General features: G+C 35.3%; 12 protein-coding genes and 2 pseudogenes. 4 read left to right on the forward strand and 10 right to left on the reverse strand.

Translation table 11 applies throughout. The annotated features are described in order from the left end of the window. Positions 1 to 183: 183 nt before the first annotated feature. Positions 184 to 675: a DUF6252 family protein gene (locus ACPWTF_RS14300; protein WP_427871715.1), complete on the forward strand. Its 492-nt coding sequence runs from the start codon at positions 184 to 186 to the stop codon at positions 673 to 675. Between the two features lie 112 nt (positions 676 to 787). Further along, complete coding sequence (locus ACPWTF_RS14305; RefSeq protein ID WP_057121565.1) at positions 788 to 1,135, forward strand: RNA recognition motif domain-containing protein; 348 nt, start codon at positions 788 to 790, stop codon at positions 1,133 to 1,135. Between the two features lie 130 nt (positions 1,136 to 1,265). Here the strand turns inward: ACPWTF_RS14305 and leuB are convergent, their stop codons facing one another. The 6 genes and pseudogenes from leuB to ACPWTF_RS14335 all read right to left on the reverse strand — a co-directional run bounded on the left by leuB (position 1,266) and on the right by ACPWTF_RS14335 (position 8,836). Next, positions 1,266 to 2,321 (reverse strand): 3-isopropylmalate dehydrogenase, encoded by a 1,056-nt coding sequence (leuB, locus tag ACPWTF_RS14310; RefSeq protein WP_427871717.1) that lies wholly within the window; start codon positions 2,319 to 2,321, stop codon positions 1,266 to 1,268. Between the two features lie 110 nt (positions 2,322 to 2,431). Then, positions 2,432 to 3,952 (reverse strand): alpha-isopropylmalate synthase regulatory domain-containing protein, encoded by a 1,521-nt coding sequence (locus tag ACPWTF_RS14315; RefSeq protein WP_095929713.1) that lies wholly within the window; start codon positions 3,950 to 3,952, stop codon positions 2,432 to 2,434. Between the two features lie 199 nt (positions 3,953 to 4,151). Beyond that, on the reverse strand, positions 4,152 to 4,748 hold the full coding sequence (leuD, locus tag ACPWTF_RS14320) for a 3-isopropylmalate dehydratase small subunit (RefSeq protein ID WP_427871720.1): 597 nt from the start codon (positions 4,746 to 4,748) through the stop codon (positions 4,152 to 4,154). A 165-nt stretch (positions 4,749 to 4,913) separates the two neighbouring features. Beyond that, positions 4,914 to 6,309: pseudogene (gene leuC / locus ACPWTF_RS14325) on the reverse strand (3-isopropylmalate dehydratase large subunit). 518 nt (positions 6,310 to 6,827) lie between these two features. After that, complete coding sequence (locus ACPWTF_RS14330; RefSeq protein ID WP_427871722.1) at positions 6,828 to 7,748, reverse strand: helix-turn-helix domain-containing protein; 921 nt, start codon at positions 7,746 to 7,748, stop codon at positions 6,828 to 6,830. A gap of 284 nt (positions 7,749 to 8,032) precedes the next feature. Beyond that, positions 8,033 to 8,836, reverse strand: coding sequence for an SDR family oxidoreductase (locus tag ACPWTF_RS14335; RefSeq protein WP_427871724.1), 804 nt, complete (start codon positions 8,834 to 8,836; stop codon positions 8,033 to 8,035). Positions 8,837 to 9,179: 343 nt separating this feature from the next. On the opposite strand from ACPWTF_RS14335, the pseudogene dnaE reads away from it, so the two are divergent. Beyond that, positions 9,180 to 13,716 (forward strand): annotated as a pseudogene (gene dnaE, locus ACPWTF_RS14340) (DNA polymerase III subunit alpha). Positions 13,717 to 13,893: 177 nt separating this feature from the next. Beyond that, on the forward strand, positions 13,894 to 14,826 hold the full coding sequence (locus tag ACPWTF_RS14345; protein WP_427871725.1) for an outer membrane beta-barrel protein: 933 nt from the start codon (positions 13,894 to 13,896) through the stop codon (positions 14,824 to 14,826). A 125-nt stretch (positions 14,827 to 14,951) separates the two neighbouring features. Here the strand turns inward: ACPWTF_RS14345 and ACPWTF_RS14350 are convergent, their stop codons facing one another. The 4 genes from ACPWTF_RS14350 to ACPWTF_RS14365 form a co-directional block, all read right to left on the reverse strand. Next, positions 14,952 to 15,947: a Gfo/Idh/MocA family protein gene (locus tag ACPWTF_RS14350; protein WP_427871727.1), complete on the reverse strand. Its 996-nt coding sequence runs from the start codon at positions 15,945 to 15,947 to the stop codon at positions 14,952 to 14,954. A 332-nt stretch (positions 15,948 to 16,279) separates the two neighbouring features. After that, positions 16,280 to 18,382: a prolyl oligopeptidase family serine peptidase gene (locus ACPWTF_RS14355; protein WP_427871728.1), complete on the reverse strand. Its 2,103-nt coding sequence runs from the start codon at positions 18,380 to 18,382 to the stop codon at positions 16,280 to 16,282. A gap of 245 nt (positions 18,383 to 18,627) precedes the next feature. After that, positions 18,628 to 20,835 (reverse strand): TonB-dependent receptor, encoded by a 2,208-nt coding sequence (locus ACPWTF_RS14360; protein WP_427871730.1) that lies wholly within the window; start codon positions 20,833 to 20,835, stop codon positions 18,628 to 18,630. Positions 20,836 to 21,006: 171 nt separating this feature from the next. Continuing rightward, positions 21,007 to 21,351, reverse strand: coding sequence for a hypothetical protein (locus tag ACPWTF_RS14365; RefSeq protein WP_427871732.1), 345 nt, complete (start codon positions 21,349 to 21,351; stop codon positions 21,007 to 21,009). Positions 21,352 to 21,419 lie beyond the last annotated feature (68 nt).

Raw genomic sequence — 21,419 nt, forward strand, 5'->3', positions numbered from 1 at the left:
TTGATTAAATTTTGAGGTACTCGACCTCTGTTAATTAAGGGCGCAAAGATATAATTTTTTTATGAAAAACACGTTTTAAAGAAGATTAAATATACTTGAGTTGTTTTTTTAGCATTTTTTTGACTTTTTAATTTAAGTATTTAGTTCTTAATGCAATACTTTTGCATCAAATTCATTTTAAACATGAAAAAATACTTTTACTTTTTATCATTTTTACTTTTACTTATCTCTTGTACAGAAGATGTAAGATTTAATAATCCAGCTTTTCAGACTTTAAAAGACAATAATTTTTGGAGGGCTCAAGCTTATGAAGCAGGAACAGAATCGAACGGAACTTTTGTTATACATGGTTCTCTAGGGAATGAACAAATAAGTTTTAAACTTCCTACGCCAACTGTAAAGACCTATGTTTTAGGTGTAGATGATGTTACAAAAGCGACTTATAAAAACACTTATAAAGGACAAGAAGCAGAATTTAGTACGGGAACGGCCAAAGGAAGCGGACAAATTGTAGTGACGGAATATAATACAGACGAAAATACTATTTCGGGAACGTTTAAATTTACTTTAGTTAATACTGATCCTAGTGCTGAGAAGCAAGAAATGCACTTTTCGGAAGGTGTTTTTTATAAAATTCCAGTTGCACCACAAGGGAATTTTGTTCCCGTCGATTAAGTTCTTCGTCTAAATATATTTTGCAAAATCAAAATAAAAACTTAAATAAACTAATATATAGTAGATTACAGAATAATAAGACTACATTTGCTTATTATTTAAATAAATATCTATGAATATTTTTGTTGGAAGCCTTCCATTCAGTATTGAGGAAGCAGATTTAAGAGAGTCTTTTGAGGCTTATGGAACAGTTGACTCTGTTAAAATTATTACTGATAAATTTACTGGAAGAAGTAAAGGCTTTGGTTTTGTTGAAATGCCAAATGATAGCGAAGCTCAGAAAGCTATCGACGAATTGAACGGTGCTGTTGTATCAGGACGTACAATCGTTGTAAATAAATCTGAGCCAAAACCAGAAGGCGAAAGAAGAAGTTTTAATAACAACCGCGGAGGAAACGATCGTGGTGGTTACGGAAACAACCGTGGAGGAAATGACCGCGGAAACAGAGGAGGATATTAATATTTTTTTTCTAAAATATAAAAGGGATCAACGAAAGTTGATCCCTTTTTTTATGTTTTTTTTTGTAGAGACGCACCGCAGTGCGTCTAATATAACGAGAAGACGCACTGCGGTGCGTCTCTACGATTTCTTATATATTCGCTGCTAACCAGTCACCAACTTCTTTAGTACCGTATGCTTTACCTCCATTAGCTAAATCTTCTGTAACAACTCCAGCTTCTAAAGCTTTGTTTACAGCATCTCTCATTGCTTTTCCTTCTTCCATCAATCCGAAGTTTTCAAACATCATAGCTGCAGATAAAATAGTAGCCATTGGATTTGCAATGTTTAATCCTGTAGCTTGTGGATAAGAACCGTGAATAGGTTCAAACAAAGATACTTCAGCTCCCATAGAAGCAGAAGGCATTAATCCCATTGAACCCGAAATTACAGAAGCTTCGTCTGTTAAGATATCTCCAAATAAGTTTTCAGTAATCAATACGTCATAAGAATTTGGCCATTGAACCAAACGCATAGCAACCGCATCAACAAACTCGTAGCTGACTTCAACCTCTGGATAATCTTTTTCCATTGCTTGAACTGTTTCTCTCCACAAACGAGAAGTTTCCAAAACGTTGGCTTTATCAACGCAGCATAACTTTTTAGAACGTGTCATGGCTAATTCGAAACCTTTTTTAGCTAAACGTTGAACTTCTGCTCTTGTATAAACACAGTTGTCGTAAGCTGTATCTCCGTTATCTTTTCTTCCTTTTTCACCAAAGTAAATACCTCCAGTTAATTCTCTTAAGAAAACTAAATCAGTTCCTTCAATTCTTTCTCTTTTTAGCGGCGATTTATCCAATAATGATGGGAATGTAAAAGTTGGTCTTACGTTTGCGAACAAACCTAATGCTTTACGCATTTTTAATAAACCTTGCTCTGGACGTACTGGTGCGGAAGGATCGTTATCGTATTTTGGGTGTCCGATTGCTCCAAAAAGAACGGCATCAGCATTTTTACAAATTTCGTGTGTTGCATCTGGGTAAGGTTCTCCAACTGCATCAATTGCAGCTGCTCCAGTTAAAGCCGGTTTCCATGTAATTTCATGTCCGAACTTTTTTGCAACAGCATCAGATACTTTTACAGCTTCATTTATTACTTCTGGTCCGATTCCGTCGCCGGCTAAAAGGGCTATGTTTAATTTCATTTTCTATATGTGTTATTAAGGTTCAAAGTGACAAAGTGACAAAGTAACAAAGTTTTTAAAAGCAGACTAAAATCTTTGTCACTTTGTTACTTTGAAACTTTGCAACTATATTAAGTTATAATGTTAAGCATTTTCTGTGTTGCAATAATTGCTGCAACAGTCTGGTCAGAATCTAATCCGCGGGTTTTGAATTCTTTTCCATTGTTGACCCATGTAATAATGGTTTCGCACAATGCATCAGAACTACTTCCTGGAGGGATTCTTACTGCATAATCAATTAATTTTGGAAGCGTTAATTTTTTGCTTTTGTAAATCTTGGATAAAGCATTCATAAAAGCATCAAACTGACCGTCTCCTTGTGCATTTTCTTCGATTATTTCTCCGTTTAAATTTAAAGATAAAGTCGTAGATGGGCGCATTCCTTTAGAATGAACCAGCATATAAGAATTTATAGTTATTTTTTCTTCGTAAGTATGACTGTCCAAAACATCCGAAATAATGTATGGAAGATCTTCCTTAGTTACGGTTTCTTTTTTGTCGCCTAGTTCAATAATTCTTTGGGTAACCAATTTTAAATCTTCGTTGTTTAGTTTTAAACCTAATTCCTGAAGATTTTTTTCGATATTGGCTTTTCCTGAAGTTTTTCCTAGAGCATATTTTCTTTTTCTTCCAAAACGTTCCGGAAGAAGATCATTAAAATACAAGTTGTTTTTGTTGTCTCCGTCAGCATGGATTCCTGCAGTTTGCGTAAAAACATTATCTCCAACAATTGGTTTGTTGGCAGGAATTCTGTAGCCTGTAAAAGTTTCTACCAACTTGCTTACAGAATACAGAGAAGTTTCTTTTACATTGATGTTTACTTGTGGCAAATAATCGTTAATTACGGCAACAGTACTTTCAAGAGGTGCGTTTCCAGCACGTTCTCCCATTCCGTTTACCGTTACATGAAGTCCGTTGATTCCAGCTTTTATCGCTTCCATAACATTAGCAACGCTTAAATCGTAGTCGTTATGTGCATGGAAATCAAAGTGAATGTTTGGATATTTCGCTCTAATTTTTGAAATAAACTCAAAAGTTAGAGATGGAATTAAAACGCCTAAAGTATCAGGAAGTAAAACTCTTTTAATTGGCTGAGTTGCTAAGAAATCTAGGAATTGAAAAACATAATCTGGAGAATTTCGCATTCCGTTGCTCCAGTCTTCCAGATAAACATTAGTTTCTATATTATTTTCTTTAGCTAAAGATATAATCTGAGCAATTTCAGAAAAATGCTGTTCGGGTGTTTTTTTCAATTGATGCGTTAAGTGATTCATTGAACCTTTGGTCAACAAATTTTGCACTTTGGCTCCAGCTTTTTTCATCCAGTCGATTGAAACGCCTCCGTCAACAAACGTTAGCACTTCAATTCTTTCAATATAGCCTCTTTCTTCAGCCCAAGAAGTAATGCCTTTTACGGCCTGAAATTCTCCTTCGCTTACACGTGCAGAAGCAATTTCGATTCTATCAATATTTAATTCCTCCAACAACAATTGCGCAATGGTTAGTTTTTCTGCAGCAGAAAAAGATACTCCTGAGGTTTGTTCACCATCACGAAGCGTCGTATCCATTATTTCAATTTTTCTTTTTTCCATATTGATGTTTCTAACGGGTGGGATATTTTTAATATTCCTGTTTTAATTTTGACGCTGATTTTACGGATTCGCTTTGCGAAGATCCTGATAAAACAGATTTTTTATATTGAATAAAATAAAATCAGCGTCCTATTATTCTAGAAAGACCCGACTGGTTTTTGAAACCTGTCGGGTCTAATATCCTGAATGAGATTTCTATTTAGTAAGGAAGTTTATCAGCAAAAGCTTTAATATCTTCCTTCATATCTTGTAAATAATCAATGTCGTCAAAACCATTAATCATGTTATTCTTTTTGTATCCGTTGATTGCAAAAGATTCTTGCTGACCAGTTGATAATAAAGTAATCGTTTGGTTTGGAAGATTGATTTCTAATTCTGTTTTAGGATCAGCCTCGATAGCTTTGAAAATGTTTTCCAAAAACTCAGGGCTGATTTGTACTGGCAAAACACCAATATTCAAACAGTTTCCTTTGAAGATATCTGCAAAGAAACTAGAAACTACAGCGCGGAATCCGTAATCGTAAACTGCCCAAGCAGCGTGCTCTCTAGAAGATCCTGAACCGAAGTTTTTTCCTCCAACCAAAATTTTTCCGCTGTAAGTAGAATTGTTTAAAACGAAATCTGCTTTTGGAGTATCATCTCCATTGTATCTCCAGTCTCTAAAAAGATTATCTCCAAAACCTTCACGTTTTGTAGCTTTTAAGAAACGAGCTGGAATGATTTGATCTGTATCTACGTTCTCAATTGGCAGTGGCACTGCACTGCTGGTAAGTATATTAAATTTATCGTATGCCATTTTTTGGAATTTTAGATTTTAGATTTTAGATTTTAGATTTTCTTTTGAAAACTTAAAACACAGAATCTAAAATGTTTTGTTTTAATAATGTTAGTTAATTTTATTTTGAAGAAATTTAGATAAAGATTGCTCAAAGTGAGGAATCTAAAATCTAAAATCTGCAATCTAAAATAATTCGCGCGGGTCAGTTAGTTTTCCTGTAACAGCAGCAGCAGCAGCCATAATTGGACTTGCCAATAAAGTTCTTGAACCAGCACTTGACGACCTTCAAAGTTTCTGTTTGAAGTACTTACTGCATATTTTCCAGCAGGAACTTTATCATCGTTCATTGCTAAACAAGCTGAACAACCCGGCTGACGTAATACGAAACCAGCTTCTGTCAGGATATCTAAAATTCCTTCTTCTTTAATCTGTGCTTCAACAACGTGAGAACCTGGAACTAACCAAGCGGTAACATTATCTGCTTTTTTTCTTCCTTTTACAATTTCAGCGAAAGCTCTAAAATCTTCAATACGTCCGTTTGTACAACTTCCTAAGAAAACATAATCAATTTGTTTTCCGATCATTACATCGTCTTCATTGAAGCCCATGTAAGCTAAAGATTTTTTGTAAGTTTCCTCACCACCTTCAACTTGGTTGGCAGACGGAATATGTTTTGTGATACCAATTCCCATTCCTGGGTTAGTACCATAAGTAATCATTGGTTCGATGTCTTCTGCCTTGATGTTCAATTCAGCATCAAACACAGCATCAGCATCAGTTTTAAGAGTTTTCCAGTATTCAACAGCTTTTGTCCAAGCTTCTCCTTTTGGAGCGTAAAGTCTTCCTTCTAAGAAATCGAAAGTAGTTTGGTCAGGAGCAATCATTCCTCCACGAGCACCCATTTCGATACTTAAATTACAAACTGTCATACGACCTTCCATAGTCATGTTTTCAAAAACATCACCAGCATATTCAACAAAATAACCTGTACCTCCAGAAGTAGTTAATTGAGCGATAATATAAAGCGCAACGTCTTTTGGCAACCAACACCTTTGCTTAATTTGCCGTTTACGTTAATACGCATTTTCTTTGGTTTAGGCTGCATAATACATTGAGTAGAAAGTACCATTTCAACCTCAGAAGTTCCGATACCAAAAGCAATAGCTCCAAAAGCACCGTGAGTAGACGTATGCGAATCCCCGCATACAATAGTAGCACCTGGCAAAGTAATTCCGTTTTCAGGACCTACTACGTGTACAATTCCATTTTTTTGGTGACCTAATCCCCAGTGCGAAATTCCGTATTCGTTAGCATTGTCTTCAAGAGCTTGAAGCTGGTTAGCAGAAAGCGGATCCTGAACTGGTAAATGTTGGTTTATGGTTGGTGTATTGTGGTCGGCAGTTGCAAAAGTACGTTGTGGGTATAAAACGTTAACGCCTCTTGACTTTAATCCTAAAAAAGCAACAGGACTCGTAACTTCATGAATGAAATGGCGGTCAATAAAAAACACATCTGGTCCATCTTCAATTTTACGCACAACATGTGAATCCCATACTTTGTCAAATAATGTCTTACTCATTTTTTATTTTTTTTAATTGTAATTTCTATAACCACAGCAATTTCCTGTTCATTATAATAGCAAAACAAAAGTAAAAAAAGATAAAAAAGCGTCAATTTCAATATTTCATTATATACGATACCCAAACTAAATTACAAATTGCCAAATGGCTTTTGCAAACTAAAATTTGAAAGAAAAATGATTAAGAAACTGATTTAGCTTTTCTTTTTCGGCTTTAATTTTTCTTATTTGTTTTTTGTTTTAATAGTTTGCAAATTTATCTCAAAATCAATATAAAATATAAGAATTTGTTTGAAAAAATCTAACAAAATGAATAAAAATAGTAATAATTGTTATTTTTGATTTCTTTGTAAAAAGTGTAGTTTTTTGGTTTTTTAAAGCTTTTAAAGGAGTTTTTTTGGTGTTATTTAGATTCAATAAAGCACCAAAATACTACGACATCCAAGAGGTGTATTTTTATGAAATTTTATGATTTTTTAAGACCGAAATTGATTTTTTGAGAGCAGTTTTTTTGAAAATTAATTCAACGAATTTTTAAATTCTAATGGAGTAAGACTAGTTTTCTTTTTGAATAATTTACTAAACGACTGCGGATATTCAAAACCTAATTGATAAGCAATTTCGGCTACCGAAAGATTAGTCGTAATCAGAAAATCTTTTGATTTTTCTATTAATTTCGAATGAATATGTTGTTGTGCATTTAATCCGGTTAGATTACGAAGCATATCGCTGAGATAATGACTAGAAACATTAATCTGTGAAGCTAGAAATTCTACCGTAGGTAATCCTCTTTTTAGGGTTTCTGCATTACTGATATAGTTATCCAGAGTTTCTTCGACTTTTAATAACAAATCGTGGCTGATGGTTTTTCTGGTAATAAATTGGCGTTTGTAAAAGCGATTGCTGTAATTCAGCAGAACATCGATATAAGAAACAATCACATCTTGACTCATTTCGTCTATTGCCGTGTTAAGTTCGTTGTCGATACTTTTTAATAATCCAATAATAATTGTTTTTTCACTATCTGAAAGATGCAGTGCTTCATTGGTGTCATAAGAAAAGAAACCATACTTTTTGATGGCTTTTCCTAAAGGGTAATTTCTAATAAAATCGGGATGAAATAAAAGCGTGTAACCGCCATATTCAGCACCTTCTTCATTTTCAGTAAAAATTAACTGTTTTGGAGAAGCAAATAGGAGTCCGCCTTCATTAAAATCGTAATAACCTTGACCGTAGCCCATTTTGCCATTAGTGGAAAACTTATAAGATACCTTATAGAAATCAAGCAAAAAGGCATGATTCGCTAAGTCTCCATTAATGACCAATTGTGTATTGTCTACCAAGCTCACCATTGGATGAAGCGGTTTTGGCAATCGAAGTAGGTCATGAAACTGTGATATAGAAGAGATTTTTTCCGGATTATTGTTTTTCTTTTCCATGATATAAAAATAAGAAAATTAAAAGACTAATGAGGCTTTCCAAAAAGTATTAAACAAGCTCTTTGATTTTGAAAGATCAGCTTCGGTGAAGCGAAATATTTATAGAAAGCGTATTTATTATTGAGAGCAGAGCTCCAGCGGAGCGAAATATTTTTAATACTGTTGTGTTTAGCTCCGCTGGAGCTATTTTGCACTTTCATAATTGAATTTCTATAAATATTTCGCTCCGCTAGAGCTTAAAAAAATAATATTGAAAGCTTTTTGGACAGCCTTATTAGAAGTTATTATGCTCCAAGAAACTGTTTTCCAAATTCGGTGCGGAAAGTTTCAGCGCCTAATTCTAATCGTTGGTTGTAAAGTGCTTTTGCGTCTTCTCCGGCAAGATATCTTAATTGATTTTTTCCGTCGGTTGCAGCTTCATAAACCACATCGGCAATTTGTTCTGGAGTTGATGCCATTTCAAACATTGTGTCAACACTTGCAAACATACTGTTGGTCATGGCCTCGTATTCGGGTTTTGCTCCTGTATCAAGAGAGCCATGCAGAAATTCAGTTTTAATACCACCTGGAGAAACCGTTTTAATATGTACGCCAAACGGATTTAATTCGTAAGCCATACTTTCGCTCCAGCCTTCCAATCCCCATTTCGTTGCGTGATAAACAGATCCTAAAGGGAAAGCAATTAATCCGCCAATAGAAGTTGTTGAGATAAATAAACCGCTTTTTCTTTCTCTGAAATACGGAATAAAAGCATTGGTAACTCGAATAACTCCTAATAAGTTAGTGTTTAATTGTTTGGTGATTTGATCGTCAGAAAGACTTTCCAAAGGCCCAATTAACCCATATCCCGCGTTATTAAAAACAACGTCAATATCGTTTAATTTAATAGCTTTTTGAACTGTAGTTTGTATCTGTTCGTAATTGGTAACGTCTAATGGCAAAAGTGTTACATTTTTTAATTGAGAAAGTTCTGTTTCCTTTTCAGGAGTTCTCATTGTGGCGATTACATTCCATCCTTTTTCGTGGAATAATTTTGCTGTTGCTTTTCCTAAACCTGATGATGCGCCTGTGATAAAAATTGTTTTCATGATTATTACTTTTTAATTGTTTTAATTTGATGAAGCAAAGTTCAGGATACAGTACAGCTTAAAAGTGTTCATTTTGGTGCAATGAGTATCCAAAATGAATAATTGAAGTTTTTAAGAGAAAATAATGAAATTAAATGTACTTTTTAAGGTTTTTGGTGTACTTTCATAATCGTGTTAAAAATGCTTTTGTTAACAACTTTCGCTTCTTTATTTCTCTAAAAAAAGCGTAAATTTGACTTCCTTCCATTTTTCATTTCGCATTTTGTTATGTTTCATGTTGTCAATATTTTGCAATGTGTAAGATTTGAGATTTGGAGCTTTAAAATTTGACTTTTACAACTCTATGTATTTAATATTCGATACCGAAACAACCGGATTACCAAAACGCTGGGATGCCCCGATTACCGATTCAGATAACTGGCCTCGCTGTATACAAATTGCGTGGCAGCTTCATGACGAAATGGGACAGCTCATCGAACATCAGGATTATTTGGTAAAACCAGAAGGATTTAATATTCCGTATGATGCCGAACGTATTCACGGAATCTCTACTGAATTGGCTGAAGCCGATGGAATCACTTTGGCCGAAGTTTTAGAAAAATTCAATATTGCTTTAAGCAAAACCAAATTTATCGTTGGACAAAATTTAGGTTTCGACGTTAATATTATGGGAGCCGAATTCCATAGAATGGGAGTGGAGTCTCAAATGGCTTCAATGCCTGTTCTGGATACTTGTACCGAAGTTACGGCTTCATTATTACAGCTTCCTGGAGGTCGTGGAGGAAAATTCAAACTTCCAACTCTGACCGAATTACACAGCTATCTTTTCGATCAGCCTTTCGCGGAAGCGCACAACGCAACTGCCGACGTTGAGGCAACTACGCGCTGTTTCTTAGAATTGGTTAGAAGAGAAGTTTTTACAAAAGAAGAATTAGACGTTCCGAAGGAATATTTCAAAGAATTTCAGGAAAGAAATGCTGAGCCATTTAAGTTAATTGGTTTAAAACATATCAACTTAAAAGCGGCTTCAGATAAAATTAGAGAGCAGCTTAAAGCTTTAGCAGGAGAAGGGCAGCAAAATGTCGTTTCAGAAGAAGATAAGGCCGATTTTAAAGCAGCAAAATTTGCGCATTTACACAATCATACGCAGTTTTCGGTACTTCAATCGACTATCGGAATTGGGAATATAGTTGCCGCTGCCGCTAAAAACGGAATGCCAGCCGTTGCCATGACCGATACAGGAAACATGATGGGAGCTTTCCATTTTGTGAGTACTGTAATGAACCACAACAAAGCGGCTTCTGGAAAAAATAAAGCTTTGGTTGAAGCTGGAGAAGAACCAACAGAAACAGAAGTAAAACCCATTGTTGGTTGTGAGTTTAATATCTGCGAAAACCATTTAGATAAAAGCAAAAAAGACAACGGTTATCAGGTTGTTTTAATGGCTAAAAATAAAGCAGGTTACCACAACTTGGCTAAAATGGCTTCGATTGCTTATACAAACGGATTTTATTATGTTCCGAGGATTGACCGCGCGATTGTGGAGCAATATAAGGGAGATATTATGGTTTTGTCGGGGAATTTATACGGAGAGATTCCGAGTAAAATTCTGAATATTGGTGAGAACCAAGCCGAAGAAGCTCTGATTTGGTGGAAAGAACAATTTGGCGAAGATTTCTATCTAGAAGTGATGCGCCACAATCAGGAAGATGAAAATCGTGTCAATAAAACCCTGATTGAGTTTTCAAAAAAACATGATGTTAAGTTAATTGCGACAAATAACACCTATTACTTAAATAAAGAAGATGCCAATGCGCACGATATTTTACTTTGTGTAAAAGACGGTGAAAAGCAGGCAACGCCTATTGGACGCGGACGTGGTTATCGCTACGGACTTCCAAATCAGGAATACTATTTCAAGTCGCAAGACGAGATGAAAAAACTCTTCGCCGATTTGCCCGAAGCGATTATCAATATTCAGGAAATTATAGATAAGGTCGAAATATATTCACTTTATCGTGATGTCTTGCTTCCAAAATTTGATATTCCAGAAGAATTTATGGTGCCCGAAGATGAAGAAGATGGTGGTGTAAGAGGAGAAAATAAATACTTGAGACACCTTACTATGGAAGGTGCCAAAAGACGTTATGGCGAAATAACCGAATCGATTCAAGATCGTTTGGATTTTGAGTTAATGACGATTTCAAACTCAGGTTATCCAGGTTACTTTTTGATTGTACAGGATTTCATTGCCGAAGCTAGAAAAATGGACGTATCAGTAGGGCCAGGTCGTGGATCTGCAGCGGGTTCGGCCGTTGCGTATTGTCTCGGAATTACCAATATTGACCCTATTAAATATGATTTGCTTTTTGAGCGTTTCCTAAATCCTGACCGTGTATCGATGCCCGATATTGATATCGACTTTGATGACGAGGGTCGTGGACGTGTAATGGATTATGTAATCAACAAATACGGTCAAAAACAGGTGGCGCAGATTATCACGTATGGTAAAATGGCAACCAAATCGGCAATTCGTGATACGGCGCGTGTACTGGATTTACCATTGTTTGAAGCCGATAGAATTGCAAAACTGATTCCAGGAATGATGCCGTCAAAGTGGAATTTGGCGCGTTTTATTTCTGAGAGTGAAGAGGAAGTTAAAAAAGCGCTTCGTTCTGACGAATTTGACAATGTAAAAGAATTAATAGCGATTGCCAATGAAGATGATTTGGCAGGAGAAACCATTCAGCAGGCAAAAATTCTGGAAGGATCGATGCGTAATACGGGAATTCACGCCTGTGGGGTTATCATTACGCCATCGGATATTACAAATTATGTTCCTGTAACAACAGCAAAAGATTCTGATTTATATGTAACACAGTTTGATAACTCGGTGGCAGAAAGTGCCGGATTGCTGAAAATGGACTTCTTGGGTCTGAAGACCCTTACGCTGATAAAAGATACCGTAAAACTGGTAAAATACAGAACAGGAATTGATCTAGATCCAGATAATTTCCCGATTGATGATGAAGAAACGTATGCGCTTTTCCAAAGAGGTGAAACCGTTGGAATCTTCCAATATGAGTCGCCTGGGATGCAGAAATACATGAAAGATCTGAAGCCAACGGTTTTTGGAGATTTAATTGCCATGAACGCATTGTATCGTCCGGGACCTTTGGAATATATTCCGTCTTTCGTTCGAAGAAAAAATGGTGACGAGGAGATCAAATACGATTTAGATGCCTGTGCCGAATATTTATCTGAAACCTACGGAATTACGGTTTACCAAGAGCAGGTAATGCTTTTGTCTCAGTCTTTGGCAGGATTTACAAAGGGTGAGGCCGACGTCTTGCGTAAAGCGATGGGTAAGAAACAAAAAGACGTACTGGATAAAATGAAGCCGAAGTTTGTTGAACAAGCGGCTGCAAAAGGTCATGATGCAAAGGTTTTAGAGAAAATCTGGAAAGACTGGGAAGCTTTTGCGAGTTACGCCTTCAACAAGTCGCACTCGACTTGTTATGCTTGGATTGCGTATCAAACGGCTTATTTGAAAGCGCATTATCCAGCAGAATATATGGCAGCGGTACTTTCGAATAATATGAACGATATCAAACAGGTTTCGTTTTTCATGGAAGAATGTAAACGTATGGGATTACAGGTTTTAGGTTGCAGACGTAAACGAATCGTACTATAAATTTACAGTAAATGATGATTACGCGGTTCGTTTCGGAATGGGAGCGATTAAAGGAGTAGGTTCTGGAGCGGTTGAAACAATTGTAGAAAATAGAAAAGACGGAAGATATAAATCGATTTTTGATTTGGCGAAGCGAATTGATTTGCGTGCTGCCAACAAAAAAGCGATTGAAAACTTAGCACTGGCTGGAGGTTTTGATTCATTCGAAGGAACAACCAGAGCACAATATTTCCACGATGATGGAGACGGAATTACTTTCTACGAAAAAGCAATGCGTTATGGATTGAAGTTTCAGGAAAATGAAAACTCATCTCAGGTAAGTTTGTTTGGAGAAACCAGTGAAGTACAAATCGCAGAACCTGTTGTTCCTCCATGTGAAGACTGGAGCACCATGGAAAAACTGGCTAAAGAAAAAGAGGTTGTCGGAATCTACATTTCTGGACATCCGCTGGATGATTTTAGGTTTGAAATGAAATACTTCTGTAATGCTCGTTTAGAAGCATTAAAAAGCATGAATGAATATGTAGGTAAAAATCTAAATTTTGCCGGAATTATCAATAACGTGCAGCATCGTGTAGCTAAAAATGGAAAAGGTTGGGCTGCTTTCAATTTAGAAGGGTATGACGAAAGTTACGAGTTTAAGATTTTTGGTGAGGAATATTTAAAATTCCGCCACTTCTTAATTCAGAACAATTTTGCCTTTTTGAAAATATTAATCAAAGACGGATGGGTAAACCATGATACAGGTAAAAAGTCAAATCCTAGAATGCAGTTTGTAGAGATTCGTCAGTTGCAGGATATTTTAGAAGCTTTCGCTAAGAAATTGATCGTATTATTGAATATCAAAGATCTTCATCCTGAATTTATTCATAAGCTGAGTCATTTGTTTGCTGAATACAAAGGAGAGAATTCTGTGACTTTTGAAATCATGGAGCTAGAAAAAATAAAGCGATTGGTTGAGGTAGAAACTCCAACCGATTTTGAAGCTGAAGATGCTGTTTTTGAAGCCGAAAATGAAAATGAAGATAGTGCGATGGAAGACACTAAGATTCAAGAGGTAAATGAGGTTGAAGAGATAAAAGTAGTCACCAAATTAACCATGCCGAGCCGTCGTTTGAAGGTTAAAATTTCTGCTGAATTACTGCAGGAGTTGGAGAAAATGCAGATTAATTTTAAATTGAACTAAAAAATTAACAGTTAAAATTTAAACACATGTTAATTTTTTATGTTAAAAATATGCATGCATAATAGTTTTTTAGTAATATTGCCCCAAATTACAACGTTTTCGTTCCAAGTCTAACTTTACAAACTGTAAGAATGTGTTAAAATGTTCTAAGTTTGTACTAATCAATAAATCAAAATTATGAAAAAGAACCTATTTTTATTAGGGTTATTAGTTTGCTCTATGGCCACAATGGCGCAATCAGAAAAAGCAGAAAAACCAGAAAGCTGGTATTTTAAATTGGGTGGATCTTATTTTATTCAAACAGCTGCTACAGAATTTCCAATTGTAAATGGTGCATTGCCTAATACAGATGTATATGCAGCAGATGGTACAACTTTAATTTCGAGAGAAACAAATCATGGTTCATTTGGAGAAGGATTTCGTACAGGTATAACTGCAGGATATCGTTTTTCAACTCGTTTGGGAGTAGAAGTAGGATTTAACTATTTCAGTAGTGCTAGTAAAACTATGGTTGAAACTACTAACAGATTAGTTGCTGCTGGTCCTGTATTTGCTACTGGAAAAGCAGTAGGAAAAATTCAGGCTTTTGATGTTGCTCCAGCTCTTGTTTTGTTTTTAGGAGAATCTAACGGTTTTGAACCTTACACGAAAGTAGGAGTTATTGTACCTGTTCATGGAGATTTGACAATTAAAACAAATAGAGCTTACACAACCCCAGCAGGTGTTGTCACTAGTTATGCTAAAGATGTAGTAAAACCTAATCCAACAGTTGGATTTTTGGCTGCATTAGGAACATCTTATAAATTAGGAACACACATTGCTGTTTTTGGAGAGTTAGAATACCGTAACTTTACTGTTCACGGAAAAACAAAAGAAACTGAAGTATATACAGAAAATGGAGTGGATAAATTAAATACACCAACTAATTTCCGCCCTGATGCTTCATACTCTGCAAGTCATACGAAATATGTTGATCAAATTAATACAACTTCAAACAGTAAAGTAACTAATGCTGCAGGATTTGATAATACAAGAGCTACAGATGATATTAGTTCTTATGTTGGAATTTCTGGTTTAGGTTTGACTTTAGGTTTAAGATACAGCCTATAATTTTCCAATTTTTTTTATAGTTTACAAAAAGAGGATATTCGAAAGAATATCCTCTTTTTTTTGAGTCTTGTCTGTGTCTGTGATCCTTCCTTCGTCAGGATGACATATTGTATTTTAATTGATAATTATAATTTCGAATCTCTAAACTCCTTCAAAACTTGATCAATAACCCAAGTGGTTCTGGCGCCAGAAGTACCTTTTGATGGAGAAGCGTTTTCATTCCCTAAAAGTTCAGCAATAACAGTTTCAATAAACGGCTGTTGAATGTGAAGCGGGTTTTCTATTGTAATGCTTTCTTTTTCTCCATTTGTATATTGAATATGAACGGGATCATTTCCAAAAGTAGAAAATGAGATTTTACCTTTATCGCCTACAATTTCAGTATTATCATAACGTTCAAAACTCGCAAAATTCCATAGACCAGATCCGTGAATTCCGTTTTCAAATAAAAATGACATTGAAACAGCATCTTCGGCAGGATAAGCCATTAACTGAGAAGTGGCATGTCCGCGAACTGATTTTATCGGACCTAAAACAAAATCTAGGAAATCTAGAGTATGACAGGCCAAATCAACAAAAATTCCACCTCCAGAAATATGTGGTAGAACCGTCCAAGGAAGATTGATTTCGTCATCATAACGTGCTTCAAAAGGATGATACAAAACACAATTTACGTGTCTAATAGTTCCTAATTTCCCCTGATCGATTATTTCTTTAATTTTTAAAAAACGAGGTAACGCTCTTCTGTAATAAGCAACAAACAAAGGAACATTATGCTCTTTGCAAGCGCTAATCATTTCGTTGCATTCTTCAAATGTCAAAGCCATTGGTTTTTCTACGTAAACAGGTTTTCCAGCTTTGGCGCATAAAATAGTGTATTCTTTATGAGAAGACGGAGGAGTAGCTATATAAACGGCATCAACTTCTGGATCATTTATTAGATCTTCAGCGTTAGAATACCATTTCGGAACATTATGGCGTTTGGCGTAATCTTCGGCAAGAGCAGCATCTCTTCGCATAACTGCAACTAAAGCCGAATTTGGAGCTTTCTGAAAAGCTGGTTCGCTTTTAACTTCGGTTACATTTCCACAGCCAATAATTCCCCATTTTATAATTTTCATGGTTTAAGTTTTAAGTTTCTCAAATTTAAAAGAAAATTAGCCACGAATTCACGAATTTTTTGATCTGAATGTTTAAAAAATCTGTATCGAATTATGCGAACTAATTTCACGCAGATTTAAAAATAATTTTAGCAGATGCTCGCAGATTTTTTTAATTAAATCTGCTAAATCTGCAGAATCTGCGTGAAAAAAAATAAAAGCCACAGATTGAAAAGATTTTCACAGATTTTTTAATCTATCTAATCCTTTTAATCTGTGGCATAAAATAAATTAGCCACGAGCTCACAAAAATAATTCGTGAATTCGTGGCTAAAAAAAATCAGTTTAAAGTCTTACTTTTTAGGCAAAGCTTTAAAACCCATATTGTAAAGCGTGAAAGCTTGAATGTCTACATTTTCCTGAATTGTAGCCGCAACAGATTTTCCTGCTCCGTGTCCTGCTTTAACATCAATTCTAATTAAAACCGGATTTTCTCCTGTTTGTTTTTCCTGTAACTCAGAAGCAAATTTGAAACTATGCGCAGGAACAACACGATCATCATGATCACCAGTAGTTACCATTGTAGCAGGATAATGAATTCCTTTTTTTACATTGTGTACTGGCGAATATCCTTTTAAGTATTCAAACATTTCTTTGTTATCTTGAGCAGTTCCGTAGTCAAAAGCCCATCCGGCACCTGCTGTAAAAGCATTGTAACGAAGCATATCCATAACCCCAACAGCTGGTAAAGCTACTTTCATTAAATCTGGTCGCTGTGTCATAGTTGCACCAACCAATAAACCTCCGTTAGATCCTCCGCGAATAGCTAGATAATCAGAAGAAGTATATTTTTGAGCAATTAAATATTCTGCAGCAGCAATGAAATCGTCAAATACATTTTGTTTTTGAAGTTTAGTTCCCGCGTCATGCCATTTTTTTCCATATTCACCGCCACCTCTTAAGTTCGCTACAGCATATATACCTCCGTTTTCCAACCAAACAGCATTTGCAATGTTGAAACTTGGAGTTAAAGAAATATTGAATCCGCCATAACCATAAAGAATAGTTGGATTTTTACCGTCTAATTTTGTTCCTTTTTTATATGTAATAATCATAGGAACTTTTGTGCCGTCTTTTGATGTATAGAAAACTTGCTTAGATTCGTAATCTTCGCTTTTGAAATCTACTTTTGGTTTTTGATACACTTCAGATTTACCAGATTTTGGCTCCAAAGCATAGATGCTTCCTGGAGTTGTATAGTTAGTAAAGCTGTAGTATAAAATCTTATCTTCTTTTTTACCGCCAAATCCGCCAGCAGTTCCAACAGCAGGAAGTTTGATTTCACGAACTAATTTTCCGTTGTAATCATATTGCTGTACAAATGAAACAGCATCTTTTGTATAATTAGCAAAGATATAACCAGCACCAGTTGAAGGAGATAAGATATCTTTGGTTTCTTTAATAAAATCTTTCCAGTTTTCAGGTTTCGGATTTGCTGCGTCAACCGTTACGACACGTTTGTTAGGAGCATTAAAGTCGGTTTCGATAAACAATTTGCTTCCTTCATTGTCAATAACACTGCTGTCGCTGTTAAAATTGTCTACGATTGTAACAATTGGACTGTTAGGCTTTGTCAAGTCTTTAATGTACAATTCATTTCCGTAAGTTGAGTTAGCAGCGGTAATTACTAAATAACGATCGTCTTCAGTAACATATCCGCCTACATATCTTCTTTTTTGATCTGCTCCAAAAATTACTTTATCGTCTTTTTGAGAAGTTCCCAGTTTATGGAAATACAATTTGTGCTGATCTGTTTTAGCCGATAATTCACTTCCCTTTGGTTTGTCATAACTAGAATAGTAGAAACCTTCATTTTTGTACCATGAAACACCACTAAATTTCACATCAACCAAAGTGTCTTCTACAACTTTTTTAGACAATGCATCAATAATAATCACTTTTCTCCAGTCGCTTCCGCCTTCAGAAATTGCATAAGCTGCTTTGCTTCCATCTTCAGAAAAGTCAAGACCGCCAAGAGAAGTTGTTCCGTCTTTAGAAAAAGTATTTGGATCTAAGAAAATTTCTTCTTTTCCGTTTGCATCTTTTCTGTAAACTACTGATTGATTCTGAAGTCCGTTGTTTTTAGAGTAATAAGTAAATTTCCCTTCTTTATGTGGAGCTCCTATTTTTTCGTAATTCCATAGTTTTTCCATTCGCTTTTTAAGTTCTTCGCGAAACGGAATTTTATCTAAATACGCATATGTAACTTCGTTTTCAGCTTTTACCCAAGCACCGGTTTCGGCAGATTTATCATCTTCTAACCAACGGTACGGATCACTTATTTTAGTATCAAAATAAACATCAACAGTTTCTCCTTTTTTGGTTTCCGGATATTTAGTTTGGGCAAATGAAACCCCTGCAGTTGTAAGTGCCATTAATAAAAATGTTTTTTTCATAATTAGTTTTATCTGTTGTAACAAAAATAGCGCTTTTTGTGAGATTGTTGTGTTACTAACCGCAAAGAACGCAAAGAGTTTTCGCAAAGCACGCAAAATTAATCTCGTAAAGACGCGGATGTGCAAAGTTTTAAAATTTCTTTGCGGCTTGGCGTCTTTGCGAGAATCTTTTAATCGTCATTTTATAAAATAAAACTTAGCGAACCTTGCGTAATACTTTGCGCTCTTTGCGGTTAAATTTAAAATTATAAATTGAAATTAACCCCTAAAACGATGTTTCTTCCAATATTCGGAATACCGTCTGTTTTTAATCTAGAAAGGTGTGCAATGTATTTTTTATCAAATAAATTGTTTCCGTTAAGGTTAATGTCGAAAGCCGTTTTTCCTAGTTTGACCGTTCCTCCAAAACCTAAATTTACCAAAGTATAGCCTTTCGAAGCTGTTTCGAAGCCGCTTACATTATCTTGATTGAAAGTAGAAGAAACATTCAAAGATGCAAAACCTTCGCTTAGCCAATTTTTGATATTAAATTCAGTTCTAAGTGTATTATTCCAATTGTTTGCAGGAATCAAAGGAAGATAATCTTTGTTGTCTTTTTTACCAGTAACCGTTTCAAAGCTCGTTTCAAAATGCAACCAATCTAATGGATGAGGGTGAAAATGAAAGCCGACTTCTCCACCGTACAACTGTGCATTATCCTGAATATAAGCAAAAACATCATTGTCTTCTAAAACCTCTCCTGTTGGCGAAGTGTAGATATAGTTGTTTACGTGATTATAAAATCCGTTTACAAAGAATTCAAAATGAGAGTTTTTATATTCTAAGTTCAAATCAGTCTGAACGTTTTGTTCTGTTTTCAGATTTGCATTTCCAATTTCGTAACGATTTGTTCCTTCATGAACACCGTTTGAAGTCAATTCTGCCAAATTCGGCGCTCTAAATCCTGTTGCAACATTTAAGCGGAAAGTTAGAGGCTCAGCAAATTTTGTTTTGTAACCTAAAGAAGCGTTAAAGCTATCAAAAGAGCGATCTAAAGCTTGAAAATAGCCTTCTTCGCCTTCTGTTCCGTGTGCTATCGAAGTAATGTTTCGGTTGTCAAAACGCAATCCAGCTTGAATAACGCTATTATCCCATTCGTAATTGGCAGTTCCAAAAACTCCAAAATCATTCGTTGTGGCATCTGGAATTAAGTATTCTTCTCCCGAATTTTTGTTGGTCTGATGCATCCCTTGAACGCCAAAAATAGTTTCAATTTTTCCGAATTTAGGAAAGTGATATTTCGCATTATAATTGAAAGTATTCAGTTTCATGTGTAAAGAAGCTTCGTTGCTATCTTCAAATTCGCTTCTATCATTTGCGATGTATCCTAAATCAACATCTAATTTTGAGTTTTCAAAGAAAATCACATTATTCAAACTTAATAAATGATTGTAAATTCCTTGTCTCGGAAATTGAGTGTCTTTGCTCGAAGATTGTTCTGCAATTCCATCTTCTGGAATTCCAATGTCCAGTTTGTTAAAATTATATCTTACAACACTAGAAAAAGTAGAATTGCTATACCCGATTCCGGTTTTAAAATCAGTTTCGTTATAGCGTGAATTGGTTACGCGATCGCCGTCAGCAATTTTGTAGTCAGAGTGCGTGTTGTAGCTTCCTCGCGCTAAGAATTTCCAGTTATCGGTAGAAGTTTTCAATCCTATAGAAGAATTGCTTCCTTGTGTATTTGTAAAATATTTTTGACTGAAATTAGCTTTAAAATCGCCTGCATCTGCAAATTTTTCAGGATTGAAATATAAAACACCTCCCAAAGCATCAGAACCGTACAATAAAGAAGCAGGGCCTTTAATCACTTCAACACTTTCTATTCCTGCATCGTTTAAACCTAAACCATGTTCGTCTCCAAACTGCTGGTTTTCTATACGAACGCCTTGAGAATACACCAAAACACGATTACCACTAAGTCCGCGAATTACAGGTTTTCCGATAGAAGTTCCTGTAGAAATCTGAGAAACTCCAGGAATTGTTGCCAAACCTTCAATTAAAGTTGAGGTTCCTTTTTGCTGTAATGTTTTAATGCTTTCGTGCTCAATCTTCATTACGTTTTGTGATTGCAGTTTGTTAAAAGGCGTTGAAACCACTACTTCATCCATTTCTAAAATAGATTCTTCAAGAACAATATCTAGTGTGTTTTGTTTCAATAATTTAGCAATCGTCTTATTTTGATTGGCATATCCAACATAAGTAAAAGCAATACGTAAGGTTCCATTTGGAAGATTATTCAATTCGTATTTTCCGTTTGCGTCTGTTGTAGTTCCTTTGTGTAATTCTGGAGCATAAACAGAAACTCCGGGCAATGGATTATTCTGATTGTCGGTTACGGTTCCTGAAACCGAATTTTGAGCAGTAAGTATGCTCGAAAACCCTAAAATAAGGGCTATTATAAATTTTTTCATTTGAAAATGATGCTATAATTAAATGGAATTTTTTCTTCGAATGAAAAACCAAAAGTCAACAATAAAGCATTCTGATCCCGATTGATAAAATAGGATTAGGAAACTAAATGTTATTTGAATTTTAAATTAAAAGAAATGTGCTATTTTTTCGAATAATCGAAACTTAGGGAACTATAGTGGCAGGCGGTCCCGTAAGAAATACGAAGTGGTTGAAATTGAAAAAATCTTCTCTGAAAATGGGAAGAAATAAGGGGTTTCTCTATCAAATGAATGAAATTCAAAAGAGAAATCTTGAGGAAGAATAAAAGATTCAAAAGCAAAATGGCAAACAAAACAAACGTCATAATCATGATGCTGATGCGTTATTTCGCCGTTTGGATCATTGTAATTATGATGGCACTGTTTTTCTGAAAGCTGTTTTACAATATGCTCATAACTATGTATAGACTGAAACAATATTGAGAACAATATCGTGACAGCAAAAGATAAACTTAATATGAGCTGTTTTTTCTTCATTTACTGCAAAGGTATAAAACATAAAAAGATAATTGATTTATTTTTGGCTTTTCCAATCGATTTATTGA

Source organism: Flavobacterium sp. MMS24-S5 (assembly GCF_050320125.1).
GTDB lineage: Bacteria > Bacteroidota > Bacteroidia > Flavobacteriales > Flavobacteriaceae > Flavobacterium > Flavobacterium tyrosinilyticum.

Excerpts from the sequence above, each read along its gene's own strand:
- ACPWTF_RS14300 (WP_427871715.1), top strand. The coding sequence starts at position 184 with ATGAAAAAATACTTTTACTTTTTATCATTTTTACTTTTACTTATCTCT.
- ACPWTF_RS14305 (WP_057121565.1), top strand. The coding sequence starts at position 788 with ATGAATATTTTTGTTGGAAGCCTTCCATTCAGTATTGAGGAAGCAGAT.
- leuB (WP_427871717.1), bottom strand. The coding sequence starts at position 2,321 with ATGAAATTAAACATAGCCCTTTTAGCCGGCGACGGAATCGGACCAGAA.
- ACPWTF_RS14315 (WP_095929713.1), bottom strand. The coding sequence starts at position 3,952 with ATGGAAAAAAGAAAAATTGAAATAATGGATACGACGCTTCGTGATGGT.
- leuD (WP_427871720.1), bottom strand. The coding sequence starts at position 4,748 with ATGGCATACGATAAATTTAATATACTTACCAGCAGTGCAGTGCCACTG.
- ACPWTF_RS14330 (WP_427871722.1), bottom strand. The coding sequence starts at position 7,748 with ATGGAAAAGAAAAACAATAATCCGGAAAAAATCTCTTCTATATCACAG.
- ACPWTF_RS14335 (WP_427871724.1), bottom strand. The coding sequence starts at position 8,836 with ATGAAAACAATTTTTATCACAGGCGCATCATCAGGTTTAGGAAAAGCA.
- ACPWTF_RS14345 (WP_427871725.1), top strand. The coding sequence starts at position 13,894 with ATGAAAAAGAACCTATTTTTATTAGGGTTATTAGTTTGCTCTATGGCC.
- ACPWTF_RS14350 (WP_427871727.1), bottom strand. The coding sequence starts at position 15,947 with ATGAAAATTATAAAATGGGGAATTATTGGCTGTGGAAATGTAACCGAA.
- ACPWTF_RS14355 (WP_427871728.1), bottom strand. The coding sequence starts at position 18,382 with ATGAAAAAAACATTTTTATTAATGGCACTTACAACTGCAGGGGTTTCA.
- ACPWTF_RS14360 (WP_427871730.1), bottom strand. The coding sequence starts at position 20,835 with ATGAAAAAATTTATAATAGCCCTTATTTTAGGGTTTTCGAGCATACTT.
- ACPWTF_RS14365 (WP_427871732.1), bottom strand. The coding sequence starts at position 21,351 with ATGAAGAAAAAACAGCTCATATTAAGTTTATCTTTTGCTGTCACGATA.